General features: G+C 70.9%; 26 protein-coding genes and 1 tRNA gene. 13 read left to right on the top strand and 14 right to left on the bottom strand.

Annotation, left to right across the window (positions count from 1 at the left end; translation table 11 throughout):
* Nucleotides 1-8: 8 nt before the first annotated feature.
* The 3 genes from ftsZ to ACQUSM_RS09825 form a co-directional block, all read right to left on the bottom strand.
* A complete protein-coding gene (ftsZ, locus tag ACQUSM_RS09835; RefSeq protein WP_435118109.1) occupies nucleotides 9-1,208 on the bottom strand; it encodes a cell division protein FtsZ in 1,200 nt (399 codons plus the stop codon).
* A 3-nt stretch (nucleotides 1,209-1,211) separates the two neighbouring features.
* A complete protein-coding gene (locus tag ACQUSM_RS09830; RefSeq protein WP_435118108.1) occupies nucleotides 1,212-1,385 on the bottom strand; it encodes a ribbon-helix-helix domain-containing protein in 174 nt (57 codons plus the stop codon).
* 185 nt (nucleotides 1,386-1,570) lie between these two features.
* The gene (locus ACQUSM_RS09825) at nucleotides 1,571-2,050 is read right to left on the bottom strand and encodes a double zinc ribbon domain-containing protein (RefSeq protein ID WP_435118107.1); all 480 of its coding nucleotides are present in this window, start codon (nucleotides 2,048-2,050) and stop codon (nucleotides 1,571-1,573) included.
* Between the two features lie 155 nt (nucleotides 2,051-2,205).
* Here ACQUSM_RS09825 and ACQUSM_RS09820 point away from each other — a divergent pair, with 155 nt between their 5' ends.
* Nucleotides 2,206-2,817, top strand: coding sequence for a translation initiation factor IF-2 subunit beta (locus tag ACQUSM_RS09820; protein WP_435118106.1), 612 nt, complete (start codon nucleotides 2,206-2,208; stop codon nucleotides 2,815-2,817).
* Between the two features lie 57 nt (nucleotides 2,818-2,874).
* The gene (locus ACQUSM_RS09815; protein ID WP_435118105.1) at nucleotides 2,875-3,231 is read left to right on the top strand and encodes a hypothetical protein; all 357 of its coding nucleotides are present in this window, start codon (nucleotides 2,875-2,877) and stop codon (nucleotides 3,229-3,231) included.
* 93 nt (nucleotides 3,232-3,324) lie between these two features.
* Here ACQUSM_RS09815 and ACQUSM_RS09810 read toward each other — a convergent pair whose 3' ends face one another.
* The 9 genes from ACQUSM_RS09810 to ACQUSM_RS09770 form a co-directional block, all read right to left on the bottom strand.
* Nucleotides 3,325-3,864 carry a DUF7261 family protein gene (locus ACQUSM_RS09810; RefSeq protein ID WP_435118104.1) on the bottom strand — a complete coding sequence of 180 codons (540 nt, stop codon included), beginning with the start codon at nucleotides 3,862-3,864 and terminating at the stop codon, nucleotides 3,325-3,327.
* Entirely contained in the window at nucleotides 3,861-4,268 is a 408-nt protein-coding gene (locus ACQUSM_RS09805; protein ID WP_435118103.1) for a DUF7262 family protein, read from the bottom strand. The genes ACQUSM_RS09810 and ACQUSM_RS09805 overlap by 4 nt, the downstream gene beginning before the upstream one ends.
* Complete coding sequence (locus ACQUSM_RS09800) at nucleotides 4,261-4,917, bottom strand: DUF7263 family protein (RefSeq protein ID WP_435118102.1); 657 nt, start codon at nucleotides 4,915-4,917, stop codon at nucleotides 4,261-4,263. Before ACQUSM_RS09800 ends, ACQUSM_RS09805 begins: the two co-directional genes overlap by 8 nt.
* On the bottom strand, nucleotides 4,914-5,384 hold the full coding sequence (locus tag ACQUSM_RS09795) for a DUF7266 family protein (RefSeq protein ID WP_435118100.1): 471 nt from the start codon (nucleotides 5,382-5,384) through the stop codon (nucleotides 4,914-4,916). The genes ACQUSM_RS09800 and ACQUSM_RS09795 overlap by 4 nt, the downstream gene beginning before the upstream one ends.
* Nucleotides 5,381-6,106: a DUF7289 family protein gene (locus ACQUSM_RS09790; protein WP_435118099.1), complete on the bottom strand. Its 726-nt coding sequence runs from the start codon at nucleotides 6,104-6,106 to the stop codon at nucleotides 5,381-5,383. The genes ACQUSM_RS09795 and ACQUSM_RS09790 overlap by 4 nt, the downstream gene beginning before the upstream one ends.
* Nucleotides 6,103-8,007, bottom strand: coding sequence for a type II secretion system F family protein (locus tag ACQUSM_RS09785; protein WP_435118098.1), 1,905 nt, complete (start codon nucleotides 8,005-8,007; stop codon nucleotides 6,103-6,105). The genes ACQUSM_RS09790 and ACQUSM_RS09785 overlap by 4 nt, the downstream gene beginning before the upstream one ends.
* Complete coding sequence (locus tag ACQUSM_RS09780) at nucleotides 8,004-10,220, bottom strand: type II/IV secretion system ATPase subunit (RefSeq protein WP_435118097.1); 2,217 nt, start codon at nucleotides 10,218-10,220, stop codon at nucleotides 8,004-8,006. The genes ACQUSM_RS09785 and ACQUSM_RS09780 overlap by 4 nt, the downstream gene beginning before the upstream one ends.
* Nucleotides 10,221-10,337: 117 nt before the next feature.
* The gene (locus ACQUSM_RS09775; protein WP_435118096.1) at nucleotides 10,338-11,042 is read right to left on the bottom strand and encodes a DUF7530 family protein; all 705 of its coding nucleotides are present in this window, start codon (nucleotides 11,040-11,042) and stop codon (nucleotides 10,338-10,340) included.
* On the bottom strand, nucleotides 11,043-11,948 hold the full coding sequence (locus ACQUSM_RS09770) for an NAD(P)H-binding protein (RefSeq protein ID WP_435118095.1): 906 nt from the start codon (nucleotides 11,946-11,948) through the stop codon (nucleotides 11,043-11,045).
* A 126-nt stretch (nucleotides 11,949-12,074) separates the two neighbouring features.
* Between ACQUSM_RS09770 and ACQUSM_RS09765 the strand changes: the two genes are divergently transcribed.
* Nucleotides 12,075-12,503 (top strand): nuclear transport factor 2 family protein, encoded by a 429-nt coding sequence (locus ACQUSM_RS09765; protein ID WP_435118094.1) that lies wholly within the window; start codon nucleotides 12,075-12,077, stop codon nucleotides 12,501-12,503.
* Between the two features lie 48 nt (nucleotides 12,504-12,551).
* Nucleotides 12,552-13,610, top strand: coding sequence for a zinc-dependent alcohol dehydrogenase family protein (locus ACQUSM_RS09760; RefSeq protein WP_435118093.1), 1,059 nt, complete (start codon nucleotides 12,552-12,554; stop codon nucleotides 13,608-13,610).
* On the opposite strand, the gene ACQUSM_RS09755 is transcribed toward ACQUSM_RS09760, so the two are convergent.
* Nucleotides 13,597-14,628, bottom strand: coding sequence for an NAD(P)/FAD-dependent oxidoreductase (locus tag ACQUSM_RS09755; protein WP_435118092.1), 1,032 nt, complete (start codon nucleotides 14,626-14,628; stop codon nucleotides 13,597-13,599). The two genes, ACQUSM_RS09760 and ACQUSM_RS09755, sit on opposite strands and share 14 nt — an antisense overlap.
* Nucleotides 14,629-14,755: 127 nt before the next feature.
* Between ACQUSM_RS09755 and ACQUSM_RS09750 the strand changes: the two genes are divergently transcribed.
* From ACQUSM_RS09750 to ACQUSM_RS09715, 8 genes are all read left to right on the top strand, one after another.
* Nucleotides 14,756-15,724, top strand: coding sequence for a DUF4129 domain-containing protein (locus tag ACQUSM_RS09750; protein ID WP_435118091.1), 969 nt, complete (start codon nucleotides 14,756-14,758; stop codon nucleotides 15,722-15,724).
* Nucleotides 15,721-16,281, top strand: a complete 561-nt coding sequence (locus tag ACQUSM_RS09745; RefSeq protein ID WP_435118090.1) for a DUF7269 family protein — start codon at nucleotides 15,721-15,723, stop codon at nucleotides 16,279-16,281. Before ACQUSM_RS09750 ends, ACQUSM_RS09745 begins: the two co-directional genes overlap by 4 nt.
* On the top strand, nucleotides 16,278-17,552 hold the full coding sequence (locus ACQUSM_RS09740) for a DUF58 domain-containing protein (protein ID WP_435118089.1): 1,275 nt from the start codon (nucleotides 16,278-16,280) through the stop codon (nucleotides 17,550-17,552). The genes ACQUSM_RS09745 and ACQUSM_RS09740 overlap by 4 nt, the downstream gene beginning before the upstream one ends.
* Entirely contained in the window at nucleotides 17,549-18,043 is a 495-nt protein-coding gene (locus ACQUSM_RS09735) for a DUF7519 family protein (RefSeq protein ID WP_435118088.1), read from the top strand. Before ACQUSM_RS09740 ends, ACQUSM_RS09735 begins: the two co-directional genes overlap by 4 nt.
* 41 nt (nucleotides 18,044-18,084) lie before the next feature.
* Nucleotides 18,085-18,169, top strand: a tRNA-Ser gene (locus ACQUSM_RS09730).
* A gap of 306 nt (nucleotides 18,170-18,475) precedes the next feature.
* Entirely contained in the window at nucleotides 18,476-19,588 is a 1,113-nt protein-coding gene (locus ACQUSM_RS09725; protein WP_435118087.1) for an ABC transporter substrate-binding protein, read from the top strand.
* A 68-nt stretch (nucleotides 19,589-19,656) separates the two neighbouring features.
* Nucleotides 19,657-19,893 carry a hypothetical protein gene (locus ACQUSM_RS09720; protein ID WP_435118086.1) on the top strand — a complete coding sequence of 79 codons (237 nt, stop codon included), beginning with the start codon at nucleotides 19,657-19,659 and terminating at the stop codon, nucleotides 19,891-19,893.
* 12 nt (nucleotides 19,894-19,905) lie between these two features.
* On the top strand, nucleotides 19,906-21,456 hold the full coding sequence (locus tag ACQUSM_RS09715) for a TrkH family potassium uptake protein (RefSeq protein WP_435118085.1): 1,551 nt from the start codon (nucleotides 19,906-19,908) through the stop codon (nucleotides 21,454-21,456).
* On the opposite strand, the gene ACQUSM_RS09710 is transcribed toward ACQUSM_RS09715, so the two are convergent.
* Nucleotides 21,453-22,292: a fructosamine kinase family protein gene (locus ACQUSM_RS09710; protein ID WP_435118084.1), complete on the bottom strand. Its 840-nt coding sequence runs from the start codon at nucleotides 22,290-22,292 to the stop codon at nucleotides 21,453-21,455. The genes ACQUSM_RS09715 and ACQUSM_RS09710 overlap by 4 nt on opposite strands.
* A gap of 73 nt (nucleotides 22,293-22,365) precedes the next feature.
* Here ACQUSM_RS09710 and ACQUSM_RS09705 point away from each other — a divergent pair, with 73 nt between their 5' ends.
* A complete protein-coding gene (locus ACQUSM_RS09705) occupies nucleotides 22,366-22,833 on the top strand; it encodes an NUDIX domain-containing protein (protein ID WP_435118083.1) in 468 nt (155 codons plus the stop codon).
* Nucleotides 22,834-22,840 lie beyond the last annotated feature (7 nt).

The raw sequence follows: 22,840 nt of genomic DNA, 5'->3' as shown, positions 1-22,840 counted from the left end.
GTGCCGCGTCAGCGGATGACGTCGACGCTGCTGTCGCTGTCGTCGTGGTCGCGGCCGCCGCCGTCGCGGGCCGCGCCGCCGCGCTGCGTGGCCTCCTGTGCGTTGCTCTTGGCGTCGAAGTCGACGTTCTCGAGGTCGTCCTCGTTGAGCGCGCGTCGGGACTCGTTGGCCTGCTGCTGCGTGCCCGACCCGAGCACCTGTGCCGACTGGACGCCGGTCATGATGGCCATGACTCGCACTTTCCCCTTGTACTCCTCCTGGATTCGGGCGCCCCAGATGACGTTGGCGCTGGCCTCCAGCCGTTCGGTGATGTTGTCGGCGATCCCCTCAGCCTCTTTGAGGGTGAGGTCGGGACCGCCGGTGATGTGGACCAGCCCACCGGTGGCGCCGCGGTAGTCCACGTCCAGCAGGGGGTGGTTCATCGCGTCGTTGACCACCTCGTCGGTCTTGTTGGAGTCTTGGGTCTCGCCGACCAGCATCACCGCGACGCCGCCCTGATTCATGATCGTGGACATGTCCGCGTAGTCCAGATTGATCAGGCTGGGCTGGGTGATAGTCTCCGAGATGCCCTTGACCGTCTCCGCGATGATCTGGTCCATCACGGAGAACGCTTTCCCGATCGGCAGGTTCGGGACGTAGTCCAGCAGACGGTTGTTGTCGAGCACGATGATCGAGTCCGCCTCGTCGCGGAGCCGCTCCAGCCCCTCTTCGGCCTTCACGGTGCGGGCACGCTCGACGTTGAACGGCGTCGAGACCATCCCGACGACGATCGCGCCCTGATCCTTGGCGATGCTCGAGACGACGGGCGCGGCGCCCGTCCCCGTCCCGCCGCCCATCCCGGCGGTCACGAACACGAGGTCCGCGTCGCCCAGCACCTCCTTGATCGTCCCCTGGGCCATCTCGGTGGCGCGCTCGCCCATCTCGGGGTCGCCGCCCGCACCGAGCCCTTGGGTGAGGGACTTGCCGACGAGGATCTTCGTGTCGGCTTCGATCATCTTCAGGTGCTGCTTGTCCGTGTTGATCGCGATGGTCTCGGCGCCCTCGACGCCGATGTTGTAGAGGCGGTTGATCGTGTTGTTCCCCGCCCCGCCGGCACCGACGATGACGATCCGGGGGTCCCCGAACTCGTCGTCGTCGGTGTCGACGTCCTGCATCGATCGCTGCTCGGCCTCCGCGTTGTCGAGTGCGTCCTGAACGATATCCTGCATGTATTACACCTTGGCCAAGCTGCGATCACGGCCGCCGTCGGCCGTGTCGTTCTCATCGATCATCTCACGGACGGCCGAGCGAATCGCTTCGCTGCGGTTGGGGAACTCCCCAGTCTCGACCATCTGTTCGACCTCTTCGACCTGCTGTCGTGGAATTCGCAGTGTGACACGCTCCATGTTGGTTTCCCCCGGTAAGACGAACCGGCGCGAGCCGCCGCCTACAGTCCCGTCCGGCCGGGTTCCCCGCCCCGCCGGTTCTGTAAGACGACCGTCTTACGCGTGCACACCAACGTAGCTATCTGATAAAAAGCTTCCGCCGGTTTCGGTCGGAATGTAAGACATCGCCCCCGATGTCAGACACCCTACGCGCGGTCGAACAGCTCCGAGGTCGGGCTGCGGCGGCCACATCCCGGGCAGAACGTCCAGTCAGATCGGATCTCCTCGCCACACTCGCAGTGGGCCTCGCGGCGGCGTTCCTCGCCGCAGTTCGGGCAGAACGAGTGGTCGGCGCTCACGGCCGCTCCGCACTGTTTACACGTCGTTTCGTCGCCCTCGGCGCTCTCCGTCGCGACGTCGACGCTCGTCTCACCCGCACCCTCGACGCTCGCTTCCCCGTCGAGGTTGATGTTGACGGTGAGTTCGGGCGCCGCCGCTCGGTCGTCGTCGGTCGTCGACCCGCCGCTCCCGCCAGCGTCTCCCGTCACCTCCCGCTCGCCGCCCACGTCGGGGTGGCGGTCGAGGAACTCCCGCAGCGCCTCGCGCATCACCTCGCTTTTGGACGCGTCGAGCGCGTCCAGCTGCTCGACGAGCGCGTCGTCGGCGCGGAAGGTGATCTTGCTCACACCCGACCGGTTGGGTCGCACCCGTTAAGTAGTTTCCCCAGACCCGTCGGAGCGACGGTCGCGCGGCCGTTTACGCCCGCGCTCGCGCACGCGTTGATTCACTCTCTCGCCGGCTCCTCGGAAGTCATAAACCTCCTCCGCCGGTTATCACGGGTATGGAGTACGAGGAGCAACTCGATCGGGCGCTCGAGAACGTGCCCGAACTGGGCGGGAGCGACGAGCGACTCAGCGTCCCCGACCCGCAGGTACAGAAAGACGGGGCGTTCACTCGCTTCACCAACCTCAAGGAGATCGCCGACGCGCTCTCGCGGGAGGCCGAACACCTCCACCGCGAGATCCAGAGCGAGCTCGGCACCGCCGGCCAGTTCGAGGACGGCCGCTCGCGCTACAACGGGAGCTTCTCCCAGCGGGACCTGCAGGCCGCCATCGACAGCTACATCGAGGAGTTCGTCCGCTGTTCGGAGTGTGGCCTGCCCGACACCCGGCTGGTCAACGAGGACGGGACGATGATGCTGCGGTGTGAGGCGTGTGGGGCGTTCCGCCCGGTCACCAAGCAGTCCACGAGCAGCAGTCAGGAGACCACCACCGACATCGAGGAGGGCGAGACGTACGAGGTCGAGATCACCGACACCGGTCGGAAGGGTGACGGCGTCGCCAAGCGCGGCGAGTACACCATGTTCGTCTCCGGCGCCGAGGAGGGCGAGACGGTTCGCGCCCGGGTCAACAACGTCTCGGGCAACCTCGTATTCGCCCGCAAAGTGAACTAACCGCCCACGCTCCTGCCGGCCGCCACTCCCTTGCCTGTCGCCACCGTATCCTGAGGTATGCCCGACGATGTTCCCCCCGACGAGCAGGCCGAACGCCGCCAGCGCGACCGTCGCGAGCGACAGGAGGAGATCCTCTCGGAGTTCGAGTCGGCCGTCGACGACGTGAAGTTCCCGAGCAACAGCGCCGAGATCCGGGCGGAGCTCCGTGACGCCCCCGACGAGGTCGTCGCCGAGGAGGAGTCGCTGGGCAGCGTGCTCGATCGCCTCGACGACGAGTTCGAGGACGAACAGGCCGCCCGCGACGCCATCATGGAGGAACTCGGCGAGGCCGAACACGCCGATCCCGCGCGAACTGAACGCGAGGAGATCGCCGAGACCGAACGCGAGACGCCGGGCAACGTCGACGAGACCTGATCGGTCTCGTCTGCTCACGATCGCTCCGCTCTCGTGACCGTCGACGAGATCGGCGAGGGAGACGGGCAGTAGTCGCCGACGACCCCGAGCCCGTCAGCCGTCGGCCCGGACCACGACGGTCAGCGCGGTCTCCCCGCGGTCGTCGACGACGCTGAGGTCGTACGCGACCGCCAGCAGGTGGGTTTCGCCCGCTCGTTCTTGGACAACCATCCCGCCGATCGCCTCACAGTCGCCGAACAGTCGGCCCGCACCGCTCGGGCAGTTCGCCGCCGCCCACGCGTTTGCGGCGCTCCCGTTGCGCTCGATCCGGACCGCGACCCCCCGTTTCACCTGCGCGGCCTCGATATCCCGCTCCCGCGGCGCGAGCGACGCGTTCACCTGCGCGACCGCGCCCGCCCGGCCCTGCCACGGGTGGCCGACCGCTTCGCCGCCGGCGTCGTACACCGCGCGTTCGAGCAGGCGAATCGTCTCGCTGCCGGGGCTCTCCGGCTCCGTCGATGCTGCCACGTCCTCGTGGTACCCCAGCTGGAGGTACGCGAAGCCCAGCGGGATCAGCGCCAGCGCCAGCATCGCCGCCGCGACGAGCACCGTCTGCCCGCGGTCGCTCCCCCGACTCCCCGGTTCCCGGCTCACGCGTACCACACCCGGATTACCACCCGCCCACCCACGGTCGGCACCGTCGCGCGGCCGGTCGGCACGCCGGTCGGACGCCGGAATCCGACGGCGCCGTGTGGCGTCTCGACCCGGTACATGAGGTTCTCCGGCAGGATCCGCTCGACGCGGTGGGCGAGCGCCGCCCGTTCGCGCTCGAACGCCGATTTGGACTGGGTCACCTCCGAGAGCCGTGTCAGGCCGCCGTGCTGGGGCGGCTCCCGGGAGAGCACCGTCCCGGCATCGTCGGCGTAGCGATCGAGCTGGGCCTCGTCGACGCCGGCGGCGGGCAGCCCGAGCGCGAACGTCGCCGTCGCTGCGAACAGCAGCAGCACTCCGACGCCGGCCTCCACCATCGTGAGCGAGAGCTGCCCGCGGTCAGCCATCGACGGTCACCCGGAGCGTGGCTTTCTCGGTTCGCAGCGGCCGCGACTCGACCCCGACCTGTGCCGTGCCGCCGTCGAAGCTCAACGTCACTGTCTCGTACCGCGAGGGTTCGACGACGAACTGCCCGACGAGCCCGCCGGGGTCGTGGAGGACGATCCGGCCGTCGGCTCGGACCGTCTCCACCGTCGATCCGGGGCCGAACGTCAGTTCGACGCGGTCGGTCCGACGGGGGAGCGTGAGCCCGTCGCCGTCGCCGACGGCGACCGACCGAGAGCGCGTCGTGCGCTCGGCGACGAGCACCACTCGCTCGACGGTCGTCCCGGTCGGCTCGCCGCGTTCGAGTAGCGTCTCCCCGTCCAGCCGAATCCGGACCGAACGGTTCGCGACCGGCGGCGCGAGCGCGTCGAGGTCGGACGGCGAGAGCGCCTCGACCGCCGCCCGATCGAGCACGTTCTCCCGAACGGTCGTCGCGTCGGCGCTCACGAGCCGCTCGGCCGCGGCGCCGGCGGCGCGGCGCTCGCCGGGGTCGCGGTCGGTGCCGGCCAACGCCCCGTCGGCGATCACCAACCCCAGCGCGGTCGCCGACACCAGCGCGGTGAGCGCGACCGCCAGCGAGAGCAGGTTCGCCTGCCCGCGGTCGTCGCTCATCGTCCACCTCCGAGCTCCTCGCGTGCAGTGAGTTCGACGCGGAGCCCACCACGGTCGCCGGTCACGACCACCATGGCGTCGTCGCTGCTGTGCCACACCCCCTCGACGGACACGACGCGCTCGGGGAGTGCGAGCCGAGCCCGGGCGTCGACGGCCGCGGCGGGGTGATCGAGCACCAGCGTCCGGTTCTCGACGGCGATCCGGTAGTTCTCGCCCCGGATCGACCGCGGCAGGTCGACACCGTGGACGGTCCGGGCGTCCCGTGCGGCCGGCGGCACCGCGTTCTCGACGCGCTCGGCCGCCGCGACGACCGCACGATCACCGATCTCGGCGCCGACCGCGTCGCGGTAGTCGGGCACCGCGCCGCCGTACAGCGCGGTCGTCATCGCGCCGACGAACAGCACGACGATCCCGACCTCCAGCGCCTTCCCGACCGCGGGCGTGACCCCGCGATCGTCCGAGATCACGTCTCCACCTCCAGCTCCGTCTCGTGGACGACGAGATACCCCGTCCGCTCGCCGGGGAACGCGGCGACGACGCTCCCGTGTTCGTCGCCGTCGAACGTCCGGCGGCTCGCGGTCGCGTTCGTCCCGGCGAAGTGGCGCTCCCACGCGCCCGGGGTCGCGGTCTCGATCGCGAGGCGGTACTCGCCGCTGCCGAGTTCGTGGCGCTGGTGGCTCGTGTCGGTCCGCAGCGTCGCGGAGACGCCCTCCCCGGCGACCGAGGCGCTCCCGCTCGCGTTCAGGACGGGGAGCCCGACGAGCAGGAGACCGTCGCCGGTCGCGATCGGTGGCGCTTCGTCCAGCCGGGAGGCGTTGCCGACCCCGCGGGCGACGGCGCCGGCGAGGAACGTCACCCGGCGATCTCCCGCCTCGAACACGATCGCCCCGACTTCGTGCTCGGCAACGACGCCCTCGCTGTCGAGCAGCCTGACCGTCCGTGGTTCGACGGTCAGGTGCCCTTCGCCGAACGCGAGGTCGTGGCGTGCGACGCCCGTCGACGTCGACGGCTCCATCGCCGCGAGGGAGTCGGCCACGCGGTCGGCGTCGGCCGCCGCGGCGTTGCTCTCGACCATGCTGCCGACACCCGCCGTGAGCGCGCCCATCGAGATCGTCGTGATCGCGAGGAGGAGCGCGACACCGACGACGTGCGACTGTGCGCGGCGGCACGATCCCTCGCTGTCGCTCACGCCAGTCCCACCCCCGCGAACACCGCGGCTGTCAGCCCGGCCAGCAGGCTGGAGTGCAGCAGCGCGTCGTAGGGGCCGCGGCTGGCCATCCCCGCGAACCAGCCCGCGGCGATCGAGGTCGTGGCGGCGACGACCGCGAACCGGAACCGCTCCCGCTCGGGCTGGATCGCGTTCGGGTCCAGCGCGAACCCGGCGGAGCCGGGCATCGCCGACAGCTGGCTGAACCCATCGAGCACGTACAGGTCGACGGCGAGAACGATCGCGACCACGAGCAGCGCCGTCACCCAGCCGACGCCGACGTACACCGCGAGATCGCTCCGCAGCGCCTTCTTCTCGTGGTAGAGCTGGCCGACTTCGGTCTGGAGCGTCTCGAACACCGACTCGGTGTCGCTGCCGGCGTCGAGCGCGCCCGTCACCAGCCCCATCGTCTGGGCCGCGAGCGGCGTGCCCACGCGATCGACGAACCGCGACAGCGCCGCAGTCCGGCGGTCCGTCCCGCCGGGGCTGTCCGACAGCGAGAGGTCGAACGCCAGCGAGGCCACGTCCCCCTGCAGCGGGCCGAGATCCACGTCCTCGGCCACCAGCTCGACCGCCTCGCCGAACGGCCGCCCGAGCCCGACGTGGCCCGAGACGGCGTGGACGAACTCCTGGATCTCCCGATCTTTCGCGTCGTCGATCCGCGCCCGGCGGACCGCGACGGCGCCGACCGGGACACCCCACGCGACGTACCCCGCGAGCAGCGAGCCGAGGGGGTGGACCCGGACGAGATGGCCGGCACCGATCCCGACGAGCGCCAGCGGCGCGAGCACGAGCGCGGCGCTCGCGGGGTTGGTCGGTGCCGAGCGCAGCGTCGCGAGCGCGCCGTCGGGCCGGCTGTACGTCACCTGCCGCTCGGTCGGCCGGAGGTGGCCGACCGTCGCCGCCGCGCCGGCGCCGACGAGCAGCACGAACCCGGCGGCGCCGTAGATCAACACCGCGCGCTGGGTGATCGACCCCAGCGGCGTCGATATCGGCGCCGAGAGCCCCGGCGCGAGCACGCTCATCACGGTGAGCACGACTACCAGCAGCGCGGGCATCACGAGCAGCACGACGAACAGCTCCGCGACCAGTTCGAGGAACCCCTCGTTGCGCCGCTGGGCCTGGGAGCGCTGGTGACCGAGCATCCGGGCCTCGAGGCCGAGGTAGTTCGCGAGCGCATCCCCGCCCTGCTCGCTGTGTTCGCGGAACTTCAGGAGGAACGGCGCGAGCGTGTCCCGCGAGGGGGTGTCGCGGGCGACGCGGCGCAGCCCCTCGTCCAAGCTCCCGGTGAGTGCGGCGGTGTTGAGCACCTTCCGCGCCGCGACCGCGGTCTCGCCGTAGGCGTCGTTCTCGGCGACTTTCCGGAGCATCGCCCGCGGCCCGTCGGCGCCGGAGGAGAGCGCGTGGAGGTAGCGGGCGGCGCCGGGGAGCGTGCGCTCGATGTCGGCCTTCCGGGCGCTCGCCAGCCAGCCGAGGTAGCGCCCGCCGAGGGCAATCACCCCGCGACGGGTCACGACCCCGACAACCGTTCCGACGACGGCGCCGACGAGCAGGCGGGGCGGGCGCGGCGCGACGCCCACGGGTGCGACCCGCGCGAGCAGTCCCGCGAGCGCGTCGTACGTGCCGGGCGGCGCCGCAAGCGCGATCGCGAGCGTCGGCACGACCGCCAGCACCGCCGTCAGCCACGCGAGCCCGTGGAGGCGGGCGACGTACACGTCGAAGCCGACGCCGAGGTCGGTGCCGCGGTACTGCTCGCGGTGGGCGCTGTGGCGCGCGGCGTCGGCCTCGCTCGCGAACAGCGTGTACAGCGTCCGATCGAGCACCGAGAGGCGAGAGGACGCGGCGTCGGCGTCGACCGCGCCGGGGATTCGCTCCGCGCTCATCGCTCGTCCTCCCCGTCGGCGACCGCAGTCCGGCGGAGGCGTTCGACGGTCGCTGCCTCGTCGGTCCGGAGATCCGCGAGCAGGTCGAACAGCTCGTCGAACTCCCGGACGCCCTCGTCGTCGAGGAACTCGACGTAGCGACGCTTCCGCCGGAACTCCCCCTCGACCGCCTCGGGTGAACGGTCCGTCGCGGCGGCGATCCGATGGAACAGCCGGAAGCCGCGGTCGTCGGGCGTCGCGGGGTCGGTCGGCCCGGAGAGGGTGAACGCCCCGGCCACGTCACGGGCGAACACTTCGTTGACGTGGATCGTAGTGTCGCCCTTCTCGACCACTTCCCCCGCGCCGGGCGGGAGCTTCTCGGCCTGTTCCGGCGAGAGGAACTCGACCGCCCGGGCGACGTAGCGATCGCCGTCCGAGCGGTGCGGGAAGACGACGAGGTCGATCTCCTCGAGCAGGTAGGCGGGGACGCCCTGCTCGACCACGCGGTTCACGAGCGTCCGGACGTCCTCGGCGTGGGTGGTGCCGACCACCCCGTGGCCCGTGTTCACCGTCTCGGCGAACGTCTCGAAGCTCTCGGGCGTGTTGATCTCCGCGATCACCTCCGTGTCGGGGTTGAGGTAGTTCGACTCCGTCATCAGATCCGCCATCGTCACCCGCTTGTACTCGCTCTCGTGATCGCGCGTGGTGAGCGAGACGCCGGTCTCGTGGGGCAGGCGGACCTCCCGCGACCCCTCGTCGATGGAGACCGGGCGGTCGTCGTACGGGACAAAGGGCATGTGGGCGTTCATCAGCGTCGTCTTCCCCACCCCGGTCGGTCCGGAGAACAGCACCACGCCCTGGTGCTCGTAACAGAGCCACAGCAGCGCGACGAGATCGACCGACAGCGTGTCGTTCCGGAGCAGATCGACGGGCGTCATCGCCTCGGCGGCCTGCTTCCGGATGGAGACGTGCGGGCCGCCCTCGCTGATCACCGGCAGCGCGACCGCACACCGCACCGTCTCGGCGACACCCGGGGGGTCGAGGTTCACCTTCGCGCTGGGGTTCGAGGCGTCGAGTTCGACCCCGTCGCTCGCCGCCAACTGGGTGACGACGTTGACGAAGCTGCTCTCGCCGTCGAACGCGAGGTTCGTCGGCACCCGCCCGCCGCCGGCGATCTCGCTGCGCGGCACGACCTTCACGCGCTCGCCGACGCGGTTGGCTTCGATGTCCTCCAGATTCGGGTCCCGGATCGGCACCGTCAGCGGCCCCTCGCCGACGTAATCGCGGAGCACGTGGTAGACGAGGTCGTCGAGTCGGTCCGACGCGTAGCGATCGTCGACCGGCGGCAGCCCCACGCCGAGATCCGCCAGCGCCGACTTGATCCTGTACTTCGCCGACGCCAGCCACTCGCGGGTGTTGCGCCCGGTGAGTCGCCGGGAGAGCAGCCGCCGCGCGCGCTCGGCGACGAACGCGCGGCGGTCGACGCCGTCGCCGATCACGTCCTCGGTGCTGGCCTCCCAGACGCGCTCCTTGCACTCCGCGATCAGCTCCTCGTCGCCGGGCAGCAGGTCCGGCTCCAGCACCGCGTACCGCGTGGCGAAGCGGTCGCTCCCGAGCATGCCGTCGCGGTAGACGACGACCGGGACGGGGTAGCCCGCGAACTCGACCTCGTAGCGCCGCAGGCGCTCGGCCGCGACGCGATCGACGAACGCGCCATCGGCGTCGAGATCGGTCACCGCGGGGGCGAAGTCGGTGGTGTGGACCACGAGGCTGCCGTCGGCCGCCGCCTCGCTGTCGGCGACGCCGACCTCGTCGTCGAGCGCCAGCGGCGTCGCGTCGCCGAGCAGGCGGAGGTCCCGCAGCGCGTGGTAGTGCAGCCGCCGGCGCGCACCTGTGCCGCCCGAGAGCAGGCGGTCGAGGGTGCGCTCGTACTTGGGTGAGAGCCCCGACTCGGCGCGCTCGACGGCGCCCTGTCGCGTGAGCGGGCGGCGGCGCCGGGTGCCGGCGAAGTGCTCGCGGACGCGATCGAGTTCGGCGCGCTCGCTCGGCGACAGCGGCGGTTCGCGGGCGTCGTAGGCGAACTCGGCCGCCTCGCTCTCGTTCCGGGAGACGGTGGCGACGACGCCGGGCGTACTCTCGTACTGGGCGAGCGTGTCGGGCGCGTACCACGCGTCGCCGTCCTGTGGCGGGGCTGGGGCGGGCACACGGTCGAACCGTGGTTCCGTGGTGGACATGGGGATCTTGGAAACCGTTGTTTCGCTATCTGGTTTAAACGTTTTGACGAAGAATTAATTTCTGAAAATATCGTCCCTGCGCGACCGACCCCTGTCGTCGCAACGGACGAACGCCGCTCAGTCGCCGGCGCCGATCGCGCGGCGCTGGAGGGCGACGGTCGCGATCGAGACGACGACGACGGCGAACAGGTGGCCGACGACCGCGGCGACGAGCACGGGGTGGCCGAGCACGAACGGCACCATCGCGACCTGTACGCCGGCGAACGCGACGTTGAGCGCGTCGAGGCGCGTCAGCTTCGCGGTCGTCTCGCGGTCGAAGCCGTACCGGAGCGCGCGCCAGAACCCCACGACCGTCGCCCACCAGCAGGCGCCGATACGGTAGATCACGTCCCACGTGACGAGCAACAGGAGCACGACGGCGATCACCGGCGGCTCCGGGCCCAGAAGCTCCGTCAGGAGCGAGCCGCCGTCCCGCGGGTCGACGACGAACAGGTAGGTGACGAACAGCACGAACGCGAGCACGCTGAGCGCGAGTTCGATACTGGAGCCGAACAGCAGCCGGCGGTACGTTCGCGGCGGCTGGAGCCGGCGGACGGTCCGGCTGAACGTCAGCATCAGCCAGCTGCCCGCGACCGCGACGACGATCGCCGCGGTGCCGGCCGGCACCGCCGCCCAGAGATCGTAAATGGCCGCGACGGCGAGGACGATCGCCTCGAAGACGACGAACTGCGTGAGCAGCGCGGTCCGATCGGAGAGGTCCAGCCCCGGCACCGCGCTCACGAGGCTCTCGTACACCCACGTCTCGCCCAGATCCGGCGCCATTCAGCGCCCCTCGGCGGCTGCCTCTTCGTCGAGCGCCTGCTCCACGGCCGCCTCGAACGGCGTGCAGTCGACGGGGACCAGCGACTGGATCCGGTCGTCGGTCACCACCACGTCCGTCGCCATGCCGTCGATCAGCGGGTACGCAACGCCGGCGGGCACGTCCGTGACGAGGTCGACCCAGTACGCCGAGAGCCGCGGGGTGAGCACCGGCACCGGGACGATGATGGGTTCGCGCCCAGTCAGGACGCGACCCACCGTCGACAGCATCTCGCGGTAGGTCAGCACCTCCGGGCCGCCGATCTCGAACGTCCCGTCGGCGGTCTCGGGCTCGTCGAGTACGCCCACGAGGTACGCGATCACGTCGTCGATCGCGATCGGCTGGACCCGCGTGGACACCCAGCGCGGCGTGATCATCACGGGGAGCCGCGAGCCGAGCTGGCGGACGATCCGGAAGCTGGCGCTGCCCGCGCCGACGATGATCGCCGCCCGGAGCACGGTCAGATCGTACTCCCCGCGGCCCAGCACCGTCTCGACCTCCCGGCGCGAGCGCAGGTGGGCCGAGAGGTCGTCCCCGTCGACCCCGAGCCCGCTGAGGTAGAGCACGCGGTCGACGCCGGCCCGCTCGGCCGCCGTCGCGAAGTTTCGTGCACCGCGCCGGTCGCGCTCCTCGAAGCCGCGGCCGCCGCCCATCGCGTGGATCAGGTAGTAGGCGGCGTCGACCCCCGTGAGCGCCTCGTCCAGCCCCGACGGCTCCAGCACGTCGCCCTCGAACACGGTCACGCCCTCCGGGGCGTCGTACGTCGATCGGTCCCGGACGAGGACGGAGACTTCGTGGCCCGCGTCGAGCAGCGCCGGGATCAGCCGCCCACCGACGAACCCGGTCGCCCCCGTGACGAGAACGTTCATACGCACGGTGGGTCCCGACGCCGCTTAGGTGCTGTGCCGGCGCTGCTCCCTCCGAAGCGAGTCGCGGGACCCGGATCGTCGTGTCACTGCCGGTAGCGTTATTCTGTGCCACTTGTTACCATTACTATGGGAGAGCTGACCGAGGCGGATATCGACCGGAAAGGCATCGTGCTCGACTACTTCCGACGGCTCGACAGCGGCGGCGACCTGCTCGAACTGTTCGCCGAGGACGCCCGCGTGTTCTACCCGAAGTGGGGGATCGCCACCGGCCGGGAGGAGATCGGCGAGATGTTCGGCGACGTGGGAGGGGTGGTGAACGCCATGAACCACGACTACGAGACGTTCAACTACGTGATCGACGGCGACACGGTGGTCGTCGAGGGGACGAGCACCGGCGAGACCGCCGACGGGACCGAGTGGCGGCCCGACGGCGAGCCGGGCGGCGGGCGCTGGTGTGACGTGTTCGAGGTGCGCGACGGCGAGATCGCGCGGCTGTTCATCTATCTCGACCCGGACTACGCGGGCCGGGACACGGAGCAGTACCCCTGGCTCTGAGCCGCCCCACCGACAACCCTACCCACACCCCACCCCAACCCCGGCCAAATGCGCGCCGCAGTGCTCCGCGAGTACGGCGAACCGCTCGACGTGACCGAGCTGCCCGACCCTGAGCCCGCGCCCGACGGCGCCGTCGTCCATGTCGAGGCCTGCGGCATCTGCCGCAGCGACTGGCACGCGTGGCAGGGTCACGGCGAGTGGGCAGACGATCAGGTGCCGCTTGACTACGTGCTCGGCCACGAGCCGGCGGGCCGAGTGGTCGCGGTCGGGGAGGACGTCGACCGCGTCGCCGTCGGCGACCGCGTGGTCGTCCCGTTCAGCCTCGGCTGCGGGGGCTGTGGCGAGTGCCGGACCGGCCACGGGAACACCTGCGAGGACGGCCTCGCGCTGGGGTTCGAGTCCGCCGTGCCCGGCGCGTTCGCCGAGAAAGTCGGCGTCCCCCACGCCGACCACAACCTCCAGACCCTTCCGGAGGGCGTGAGCTTCCGGGACGTCGCCGCGGTCGGCTGTCGGTACATGACCGCGTTCCACGCGCTCGCCCACCGCGCCGACGTGGGCGGCGGCGACTGGGTCGCGGTCCACGGCTGCGGCGGCGTCGGGCTCTCGGCGGTCCAGATCGCCGACGCGCTCGGCGCGCGACCGATCGCGGTCGACGTGAGCGACGCCGCGCTCGCCCGCGCCGCGGACGTGGGCGCGAGCGAGACGGTGAACGGGAGCGACATGGACGTGGTCGAGGAGATCCACGAACTCACCGACGGCGGCGCCGCGGTCAGCCTCGACGCGCTCGGGCGCGCGGAGACCGCGCGGAACTCCGTGCAGTGCCTGCGCTCCCGCGGCACCCACGTGCAGGTGGGGCTGACGACCGACGCCGAGAAAGGGGAAGTGTCGCTGCCGACCGACTGGATGACCCGCTGGGAGATCGACTGGCTCGGCTCGCGGGGGATGCCGCCCGCACGCTTCGACGAACTGCTCGCGATGGTCGACGACGGGACGCTCGACCCCGGCGCGCTCGTCGGCCGCGAGGTCGGCCTCGACGACGTGTCGGACCGGCTGGCGGCGATGACCGACTACGACACCGACGGGATCGAGATCCTCACTTTCGACTGACCGCCTCGCCGACCTCGAGCCCGTTCTCCAGCGCGGCGTGGAGGCGGGCCTCGCCGGCGACCCAGTCGCCCGTACAGTAGAGCCCCTCGTCCTCGGCGGCGGCGAGCGGGCCGGCGAGCGCCCCGTCGTCGGGCAGCGCGTAGCGCCACCCCTGATGGTCGGTCCAGTCGGGGTCGACCAGCCGCTCGTCGCCGACGATGTCGGCGGCGTGGCTCGCGAGCGCGTCGACGTTGCTCGCCGGGTCGTCGTCGTAGTGCTCGACCGACCAGTCGTGGTTGGCCTGCACTACCAGCAGCGACTCGCCGTCGGGGACGTGGCCGCGTTTGCACTCCTCGCGGGCGATCCAGCCCACCTCGTGCTCCTTGTCCGTGTTGACGAGCGCGTAGTACGGCAGGTCGAGTTCGAACGGGTAGTGAAGCACGGCGGTCCAGATCGTTCGGTACGGCACGTCCTCGACGGCCTCGACCAGCGACTCACGCGCCGGCGACGCCCAGTCGGCCCCGCGGAGCAGGTCGGCGGTCTGGGGTGCGGGCGGGTTCAGGAGCACGGCGTCGAAGGGGCCCCACACCTCGCCGTCGGCGTCGACGAGCGTCCACGTCTCGGACCCCGAATCGTGCCGGAGCGTCTCGACCCGCGTTCGGCGGTGGATCTCGGCGTCGGTCCGGCCGAACAGCCGTTTGGCGATCTGTGTCAGCCCCTCGCGGTAGGACCACTTGTGGCCGCCGGGCTCACGGCCCGGCGTCACCTCGCCGGCCTCGTCGAACGTGTCGATCCGTTCGGTCACGTCGACGAGCCCGTCGTCGTCGAGCGTTCGAGTCAGGAGCTCGCGCACGCGGTCGCTGTCGGACTTCACGTAGTTCGCGCCGTAGTCGTACGTCAGTTCGCCGTGTCGCCGTGTCGCTGCGCGGCCACAGAGCCCGCCGGACTTCTCCAGCACGGTCACGTCTGCCTTCCCGTCGAGGACGAATGTCGCGGCGGCGGCCGCGCTCCCGGCGCCGACGACTCCGATCTCGGGCATACCGGCCGTGCGGGCGCCACACGTATCAAGCGGGCCGGTGCCGGCACGCCCGGCGCCGTCGGCGTTCCCTACGACGATCGCTTTCGTCAACGAAACCACTATACCTTGGTTGTAACAACCACGCGGTGTGCAGCGGGACACTGCGGTCGCGATCGTCCTCGCCCTCCTCGCCCTCCTCGCGATCGGCGCCGCGGGCGCCACGCTGGAGAACCCTGCCGAGACCGACTCCGGGTCCGGATTCGGCTCCGGAAGCGGGAGCGGCTTCGGGAGCGGGAGCGGCGGGAGCGGTGACGGCAACGGGAGTTCGACCACCGGCGGCAGACCCATGCAGCTGGGCGGACAGGTCGGCGGCGCCTGTATCGCCGCCCTCCAGACGCTCCCGGCGAAACTGCTCCTGTTCGGCTCCGTCGTCGCGCTCGCGGGCTACGTCTGGCGGCGGACCGACTCGCCGGGGATGGGGCTCGTGACGGCGGTCCTCTACGGGCCGATCGTCTACATGCTCTGGTACGCGCTCGCGACCTGTAAGACGATACAACAGGCGTCGCCGGCCCGACAGTCGGCGAACGCGACCCGGACCGCGAACGGGAGCGCCGGCGGCAGCGGCGGGCTCGGCGGCGCCGTCGAGACGACGACCAGTCAGCCGTCGGTCCTGCTCGTGATCGTGCTCGTCGTGCTGGTGCTCGCGGCGATCGTGCTCCTGTACGTCGCGTCGGCCGACGACATCGTGAACTCACAGATCGATCGTGAGGCCGACGAGGAGGAGGAAGTGAACCCCGACATCGCGGCGGTCGGCCGGCTCGCCGGCGAGGCCGCCGACCGGATCGAGGCGGGCGACGCCTTCGACAACGAGGTGTTCCGCGCCTGGGTCGAGATGACCCACCACCTCGCGGTCGAGCACCCCGAGTCCTCGACGCCGTCGGAGTTCGCGGCCGCGGCCGTCGACGCCGGGATGGCGCCCGACGACGTGCGCGAGCTCACCGAGCTGTTCGAGGAGGTGCGGTACGGCGATCAGGACGTGACCGACGAACGCGAAAAGCGCGCGACCGCGGCGCTGCGGCGGATCGAGGAGAGCTACGCCGAGGAGGGCGAGGAATGAGGCGCGCCCTCGCCGGCCTCGGCGCCGTCGCGGTGCTCGTGGGGCTGTTCGTCTCGTTCCAGCAGGAGTTCGCGGGGCTGCTCCCGGGGAGCTGGATCTTCGTGCTGCTGATCGCGGTCGCCGCCGGGATCCAGTCGGTGAGCACGATCCTCGCCCGGCGCCGGACGCCGATCTACGAGACGGAGACCGGCGACCCCGAGCGGCGCTACGAGGCGCCGACGCCCGGCGACGACGTCCACGAGCTGATGGGCTTCGCGAGCAATCGCTCCCGTGGCGCTAACCGCTCCCGCGATCAGGTCCGCGAGCGCCTCGTCGCGGTCGCGGCCGCCGGCATCGCCCACGCCGAGGGCTGCACCGAGAGCGAGGCGCGCGACCGCATCGAGCGCGGCGAGTGGACAGACGACCCGGTCGCGGCGTGGTTCCTGAGCCGGGACGTGCGCCTCACCCCCGCCGAGCGGGCACGCCTGCTCGCGGCGGCGCCGTTCTCGCAGTACGAGGCGGCGTTCGATCGGACGGTCCGGGCTGTCGACGAGATCGCGTCCGGGGGTGACCGATGAGCGCCGCCGACGCGATCGATACCGAGCACTGGGCGGGGATCGGCGCGCTGGCGTTCGTGGCGTTCGCGCTCGGGCTGCCGTTCCAGCGGCCGGCGCTGTTCCTCGTCGCGCTGGTCGGCGTGGGGTTCTCGGCGTACGCCCGGCTGGGCGAGGCGCCGCCGGTCGACCTCAGCGTCGAGCGGGAGCTGTCCGAGGCGTCGCCGAGCCCCGACGAGGAGGTGACGGTCACCGTCACCGTCGAGAACGAGGGCCCGGCGACGCTGCCGGATCTCCGGCTGATCGACGGCGTGCCGCCGGGGCTCTCGGTCACCGACGGCGCCGCGCGGCTCGGCACCGCGCTCCGGCCGGGCAAGCGCGCGACGTTCAGCTACACCGTGACGACGAGCCGCGGGAGCCACGAGTGGGAGCCGCTGACGGCGATCGTCCGCAACGCCAGCGGCTCGCGGGAGCGCAGCGTCGAGATCGAGGCGGGGACGACGCTGCGCTGTCTCCCGACGCTCGAAGCCAGCAGCGACCTGCCGCTGCGCGGGCTCACGACGCCGTACTCCGGCCGGGTCGCGACCGACGTGGCCGGCTCGGGGCTGGAGTTTCACTCCACCCGGGAGTACCGCCGTGGCGACCCGCTCTCGCGGGTGGACTGGAACCGCTACGCTCGCAGCGGCGAGCTCTCGACGGTGTCGTTCCGCGAGGAGCGTGCGGCGACGGTGGTGCTGCTGATCGACACCCGGGAGGACGCCTACCGCGCGCCGGACGAGGAGACGCCCAACGCCGTCGAACGGAGCGTCGAAGCGGCGGGCGAGGCGTTCTCGGCGCTGCTCTCGACGGGCGACAGGGTGGGGATCGCGAGCTTCGGTCCCGAGGAGTGCTGGCTCGCGCCCGCGACGGGCGAGCGCCACCGCGCGACCGCCCGACGGCTGCTCGCGGACCACGCGGCGTTCTCGGTCTCGCCCGCCGAGGGGCCGTTCTACCCCTCGATCTCGCTCCGGCGGCTCCGGCGACGGCTCCCCGCGGACGCCCAGATCGTGCTGTTCAGTCCCGTCGCCGACGACTACATCGCGTCGGTCGCCGAGCGCCTCGACGCCTACGGCCACCAGCTCACGCTGATCAGCCCGGATCCGACGACCGACGACACCGCCCCGCACCGCCTCGCCCGGCTGGAACGCGACACGCGGCTGCGGAACCTCCGGAGCCACGGCATCCGGGTGATCGACTGGGGCGACCGCCCGCTGGCGGTCGAACTGGCACGGGCGACCCGGAGGTGGTCCAAGTGACAGAGATCACCCGCGAGCCGTCCCGCTTCGGCATCGCCATTTCGGCCGGGTTCGCGCTGCTGTCGATCACCGCGACGGCGCTCGTGGCGCCGACCGGCGCCGCGGTCTCGGCGGTGGGCCTGCTCGTCCTGGTGGCGGGGCTGGTGCGCGCGTCGCGCCGGCTGGTCACCAACGGCGGCGGGCTCCTGCTCCTCGGCGTGCTGTACGCCGGCTACTCCGGCGCGCCGCCGCTGCCGGTGCTGATCGGCGCGCTGCTGGGCGTGCTCGCGTGGGACGCCGCCAGCAACGCCGTCTCCGTCGGCGAGCAGCTGGGGCGGGAGACCGACACGACCCGGGCGGAGGTCGTCCACGTCGTCTCGTCGTTCCTCGTCGGCAGCCTCGCCGTCGCGGTCGGCTTCGGCGTGTACGTCGCCGCCGCGGGCGGGCAGCCGATCGCGTCGGTGTTCCTGCTGGTGGCCGGCGCGGTCGCGCTGGTGAACGCGCTCCGCTGAACCGTAACCGATTAACCGGAGCACGTCCCACGGTTAGCTGAGCCGAGGTAGCCTAGCCTGGCCAAGGCGGTAGATTCGAAATCTACTGTCCTCACGGACTCAGGGGTTCAAATCCCCTCCTCGGCGTTTCTGTCGTACGACGCGCCCAGCCCGGAGCGTCGGCTCCGGGCACGGCGCCGTACGCGGTAGTAGCCGTACGGGGATTTGCATCAGGGAGTGAAGCGAACGGAGTGAGCGGAACGACTGTGGTTCAAATCCCCTCCTCGGCGCTTCTGCGTTCTCACGCCGACTAGCGTCGCGTTTGCTACCCCGTCGAGCCCCGTCCGAACCCTCCGTCCACCCCACTGTCGCTCGCACCTCTCCACGACCTCACACGTTTTGGCCTGCCTAAACTTCGACGGGCTTATACACGATTAGGCCGGCCTAATTCCCATGGCAGACCAACCGAAGTCGACGCGTCGAGCGTACCTCGCGAGTGGAGCCGCCGTGACCGCCGGCCTGCTGGCGGGCTGTACCGGCGGCGACGGAACCGACACCCCGGCCGGGAGCGGCGGCAGCTACACCGTCTCCATGGAGCCGGTGGGCGAGGTCGAGTTCGACGGCGTCCCCGAGACGTGGGTCGCCAACAACGGGAGCTGGGCCGACATGGGGATCGCGCTGGGACAGGCGCCGCCGGAGGCGCTGTGGCTCACCAGCCGCTACCACACCCAGTACTACGACGAGATCGACGGCGTGAGCGTCGACACCGAGGGGATGACCGACCTGTATCAGGACGGCGTGAGCATGGAGCTGTTCTACGAGCTCGGCGCCGACGTGCACGTCATCGACCCGAACTTCCTCATGAACCGCTTCAGCGGGTGGGAGCAGGCCGACGTCGACGAGATCGAGGAGAACGTCGGCCCCTTCTTCGGCAACAGCATCTTCTCGACCGGCTACGGCTGGCACGAGGAGTACCAGTACTACGACCTCTACGAGGCGTTCGGCAAGCTCGCCGAGGTGTTCCAGGAGACCGACCGCTACGACGCGTTCACGGAGCTGCACTCGGAGTTCCAGTCGAACGTCGAGGGGGCCGTACCCGCCGAGGGCGAGCGCCCCGAGGCCGCGGTCGTCTGGGCCGCCGGCAACGAGCCCGAGTCGTTCTCGCCGTACATCGTCGGCGAGGGGACGAGCTTCAAGCACCTGCGCGAACTGGGCGTGCAGGACGCCTTCGCGAACACCGAGGTGCGTGACTTCCACAGCAACCGCAGCGAGGTCGACTACGAGACGCTGCTCGAAGTCGATCCCGAGGTGCTGCTCTGCCGCGGCCACGAGCACCAGACGGCCGAGGAGTTCCAGAACACCGTCGTCTCGTTCATGGAGAACCACGACGTGGCCAGCGACCTGACCGCGGTGAAAAACGGCGACGTGTACCGTGCCGGCCCGCTGTACCAGGGGCCGATCACGCACTTCGTCGTCACGCAGCGGCTGGCCGAGGACCTCTACGGCGTCGACGAACGGCTGTACGACGCCGGCCGCGTGAGCGACATCGTCAACGGCGAGTTCTGACTGCTCGGTCGCCTCCCCTTTCGACCCCGCACACGGGGTTTGATAGTCCCGCCCCGAGAACGACCGGTATGAGCACCGAAGAGCCAACCGAGCAGTGTTACTCCGAGATCGTCTCTCGGCTCGAGGAGGGCGAGCGCGAGACGATCGCGGAGGCGGCGGCGCTGCTCGCGAGCACCGCCGACCGGATGGCCCAGCTCGAGAGCGACGACGGGGCCGAGGGGATGGCGGTCGAACTCCGGCGGATCGCGGACGAGCAGGCCCGGATCGAAGAGATCGCACTCTCGCCCCGATCGGGCGCGAACTGACGCCGTCGCTCGATGGGTTTCGATCTGAACACGTACGTCGAGTACCGAGTGAGCGTCGGCCTCGTCGGCCGCGTCCTCCAGTACATCGGGCTCGCCCCGCTGGTCCCGCTGCTGGCCGCACTCTACTACGGCGAGAGCCCCCTCCCGTTCGTCGCGACCAGCGCGGTCATGCTCGCGGTCGGACTGCTGTTCGAGCGCGTGCTCGGCCGCGAGGGCGAACTCGGCCGCCGTGAGGCGTTCCTGCTCGTCAGCCTCGCGTGGCTGGTCGTCCCCCTCGCGGGCACCGTCCCCTACCTCGTCGCCGGCACCGGCACGGTCGCGTCGCCGGTCAACGCGCTGTTCGAGTCGATGTCGGGCTTTACGACCACCGGCGCGACCGTGCTGGGCGCGATCTCCGTCGACCGCCACGGCCACGCGATGCTGCTGTGGCGCCAGCTCACCCAGTGGCTCGGCGGCATGGGGATTCTCGTCCTCATGGTCGCGATCCTGCCGGAGATCTCCGTCGGCGGCGCGCAGGTGATGAACCAGGAGGCGCCGGGGATCTCGCTGGAGAAGCTCACGCCCCGCATTCAGGAGACCGCCCGCGCGCTCTGGGGCATCTACGCCGGCTTCACGCTGCTTGCGGCGCTGGTCTACTTCGCGCTCGGCGCCGTCGGCGTCGCGCCGAACATGGACCTCTACAACGCGGTCGCCCACGCGCTCACCACCCTCCCCACCGGCGGCTTCTCGCCGGAGCCCCGCAGCGCCGAGGCGTTCGTCCCCGCGATCCAGTGGGCGATGATGCCGTTCATGCTGATCGCCGGGACCAACTTCGCGCTGTTCTGGCACGTGTTCCGCGGGGAGCCCCGTCACCTGACGGAGAACGCGGAGTTCCGGGCGTACCTGCTCGCCGTCCTCGGCGTCGGCGCGGTGCTCTCCGCGGTGCTGTACCTCGGCGTCGGCATCGCGGAGGCGCCCGCGAACGTGGACGCGATCGCGGGCAACGTCGAGAACGCGCTCCGGCAAGGGTTGTTCCAGACGATCGCGATCGTCACTACCACCGGCTACGCCAGCATGGATCTCAACACGTGGGACGCCTCCGCACAGACGATCCTGCTGTTCGCGTACTTCCTCGGCGGCTCGGCCGGCTCGGCGGCGGGCTCGATCAAGATCGTCCGCTGGGTGATCGCCAAGCGCGCGACCGACCGCTCGCTGTTCGTCGCCGCCCACCCCGACGCCGTCAGGCCCGTCCGGCTGAACGACGAGGTCGTCGAGGAGGAGACGATCATGGAGGTGCTCGTGTTCGTCGTTCTCTTCCTCGTGCTGTTCGCGCTGGGGACGGTCCTGCTCTACCTCGACAGCCACCGCACGCCGGGATTGACGCTCTCGGGACTGGAAGCGATGAGCGCATCCATCGCGACGCTGGGCAACGTCGGCCCGGGCTACGGGCCGGTGGGACCGATGGACAGCTTCCTGCCGTTCTCCGACGCCGCGAAGCTGTTCATGGTGTTCCTGATGTGGATCGGCCGGCTGGAGATCCTCTCGGTGCTGGTGATCTTCACGCCGTCGTTCTGGAGTCGCTAGTACCCCAGCCCCGTCAGCGTCTCCCGGATCGGGTCGAGGTACGCTTCGCCGAAGTGACGCAGGTGGACCAACAGCGGCAGCAGCCGGTAGATCGGTCGCCGGTCGGCGACCCCCTCGGGCAGCCCCGCTCGTTCCCGGTAGCGCTCGCGGAAGGCGTCGCCGCCCGTGCCGGTCCACGCGACGTAGGCCAACTCGACCTCCGGATCGGCGTAGTAACACGCCGGATCGAGGAACGCCCGCACCGTCTCGCCGTCCGTGATCAGGTTCTCCGCCCACACGTCGCCGTGGATCAGCGACGGCTCGGGATCGTGATCCAGCAGTGTGGGCAGCTCCGCCACGAGCGCGTCGATCCGCTCCCGATCGGCGGCCGGAAGGACCCCCTCCGCGGCCGCGTGCTCGGCCATGTACGCCAGTCGGTGCTCGCCGAAGAACGTCGGCCAGTCCGGGGTTCGGGGGTTCGGCAGGTCGAGCTTCCCGGTCAGCGTGTCGAACGGGAAGCCGAACGCCGGCGCCTCGTGGCCGTGCAGCGCGGCGAGCCGGTCGGCGAGGTCGCGCTCGACGCTCGGCGTGATCGCCGACCCGCCGTCGACGAACGCCAGCAGGAGGATGTCCTCGGTCGCGTGATACACCTCGGGCACCGCGAGTCCGCGCTCGGCGAGGTGACGGAGCATCCGCGCTTCGATCCGGAGGTCGGTGTCGGCGGTTTTCGCGACGACGCGCCGCCCGTCGGCGAGATCGACGCGGTGGACGCTCCCGACCTCGCCGCCGTCGAGTTCGGTTGTGTCGGCGACAGCGCCGCCCCACGACTCGACGGCATCCCGGAGACGATCGTCCATCGCGTCGGGGTTGGGAGCGTACGGCAAAGCCGCTTCGGTAGCGTTTTCTCGCCGGGAGTGACGTGGCAAGCCTGTGCCCGAGAACACCGACGCGAAAAGCTGGCGCGACATCCGGCCGGTCGCACTAGCGGTCGTGACGCGTGCCACCGACGGCGGCGAAGAGCTTCTCGTCTTCGAACTCCGCGACGAGGCGGCCGACGAGACGTTCTACCGTCCGCCCGGCGGCGGGGTCGAGTTCGGGGAGGCCGCCGCCGACGCCGCCGAGCGGGAGTTCGAGGAGGAGTTGGGTGTGGCAGCGACGGCGGGCCGCCGGATTGCGGTCCTCGAAAACCGATTCACGTTCGAGGGCGAAACGGGCCACGAGTACGACTTCGTCTACCGAGTCGAGCCGAGCGAGGACGTCTCCGACCGCGAGGAACTGACCGGGACGGAGACGGACGGGAGCGAGTACCGGGTGACGTGGAAGCCGCTGGCAGCGTTCCGCGCGGCTGAACCGCCGCCGCTCTACCCCGAGGGGCTCGCGGCGGCGCTCTCCCGCTGACGCTCTT

This window comes from Halolamina sp. C58 (assembly GCF_051195095.1).
In the GTDB taxonomy this organism is placed as follows: domain Archaea; phylum Halobacteriota; class Halobacteria; order Halobacteriales; family Haloferacaceae; genus Halolamina.
The sequence above is the reverse complement of the archived record's forward strand: the minus strand, read 5'-3'. Positions and strand labels throughout refer to the sequence as shown.

What these genes read in the sequence shown, in the direction of transcription:
- ftsZ (WP_435118109.1), bottom strand. Translation starts at nt 1,208, where the DNA reads ATGCAGGATATCGTTCAGGACGCACTCGACAACGCGGAGGCCGAGCAG.
- ACQUSM_RS09830 (WP_435118108.1), bottom strand. Translation starts at nt 1,385, where the DNA reads ATGGAGCGTGTCACACTGCGAATTCCACGACAGCAGGTCGAAGAGGTC.
- ACQUSM_RS09820 (WP_435118106.1), top strand. Translation starts at nt 2,206, where the DNA reads ATGGAGTACGAGGAGCAACTCGATCGGGCGCTCGAGAACGTGCCCGAA.
- ACQUSM_RS09815 (WP_435118105.1), top strand. Translation starts at nt 2,875, where the DNA reads ATGCCCGACGATGTTCCCCCCGACGAGCAGGCCGAACGCCGCCAGCGC.
- ACQUSM_RS09805 (WP_435118103.1), bottom strand. Translation starts at nt 4,268, where the DNA reads ATGGCTGACCGCGGGCAGCTCTCGCTCACGATGGTGGAGGCCGGCGTC.
- ACQUSM_RS09800 (WP_435118102.1), bottom strand. Translation starts at nt 4,917, where the DNA reads ATGAGCGACGACCGCGGGCAGGCGAACCTGCTCTCGCTGGCGGTCGCG.
- ACQUSM_RS09785 (WP_435118098.1), bottom strand. Translation starts at nt 8,007, where the DNA reads ATGAGCGCGGAGCGAATCCCCGGCGCGGTCGACGCCGACGCCGCGTCC.
- ACQUSM_RS09780 (WP_435118097.1), bottom strand. Translation starts at nt 10,220, where the DNA reads ATGTCCACCACGGAACCACGGTTCGACCGTGTGCCCGCCCCAGCCCCG.
- ACQUSM_RS09775 (WP_435118096.1), bottom strand. Translation starts at nt 11,042, where the DNA reads ATGGCGCCGGATCTGGGCGAGACGTGGGTGTACGAGAGCCTCGTGAGC.
- ACQUSM_RS09770 (WP_435118095.1), bottom strand. Translation starts at nt 11,948, where the DNA reads ATGAACGTTCTCGTCACGGGGGCGACCGGGTTCGTCGGTGGGCGGCTG.
- ACQUSM_RS09765 (WP_435118094.1), top strand. Translation starts at nt 12,075, where the DNA reads ATGGGAGAGCTGACCGAGGCGGATATCGACCGGAAAGGCATCGTGCTC.
- ACQUSM_RS09760 (WP_435118093.1), top strand. Translation starts at nt 12,552, where the DNA reads ATGCGCGCCGCAGTGCTCCGCGAGTACGGCGAACCGCTCGACGTGACC.
- ACQUSM_RS09755 (WP_435118092.1), bottom strand. Translation starts at nt 14,628, where the DNA reads ATGCCCGAGATCGGAGTCGTCGGCGCCGGGAGCGCGGCCGCCGCCGCG.
- ACQUSM_RS09745 (WP_435118090.1), top strand. Translation starts at nt 15,721, where the DNA reads ATGAGGCGCGCCCTCGCCGGCCTCGGCGCCGTCGCGGTGCTCGTGGGG.
- ACQUSM_RS09740 (WP_435118089.1), top strand. Translation starts at nt 16,278, where the DNA reads ATGAGCGCCGCCGACGCGATCGATACCGAGCACTGGGCGGGGATCGGC.
- ACQUSM_RS09725 (WP_435118087.1), top strand. Translation starts at nt 18,476, where the DNA reads ATGGCAGACCAACCGAAGTCGACGCGTCGAGCGTACCTCGCGAGTGGA.
- ACQUSM_RS09720 (WP_435118086.1), top strand. Translation starts at nt 19,657, where the DNA reads ATGAGCACCGAAGAGCCAACCGAGCAGTGTTACTCCGAGATCGTCTCT.
- ACQUSM_RS09715 (WP_435118085.1), top strand. Translation starts at nt 19,906, where the DNA reads ATGGGTTTCGATCTGAACACGTACGTCGAGTACCGAGTGAGCGTCGGC.
- ACQUSM_RS09710 (WP_435118084.1), bottom strand. Translation starts at nt 22,292, where the DNA reads ATGGACGATCGTCTCCGGGATGCCGTCGAGTCGTGGGGCGGCGCTGTC.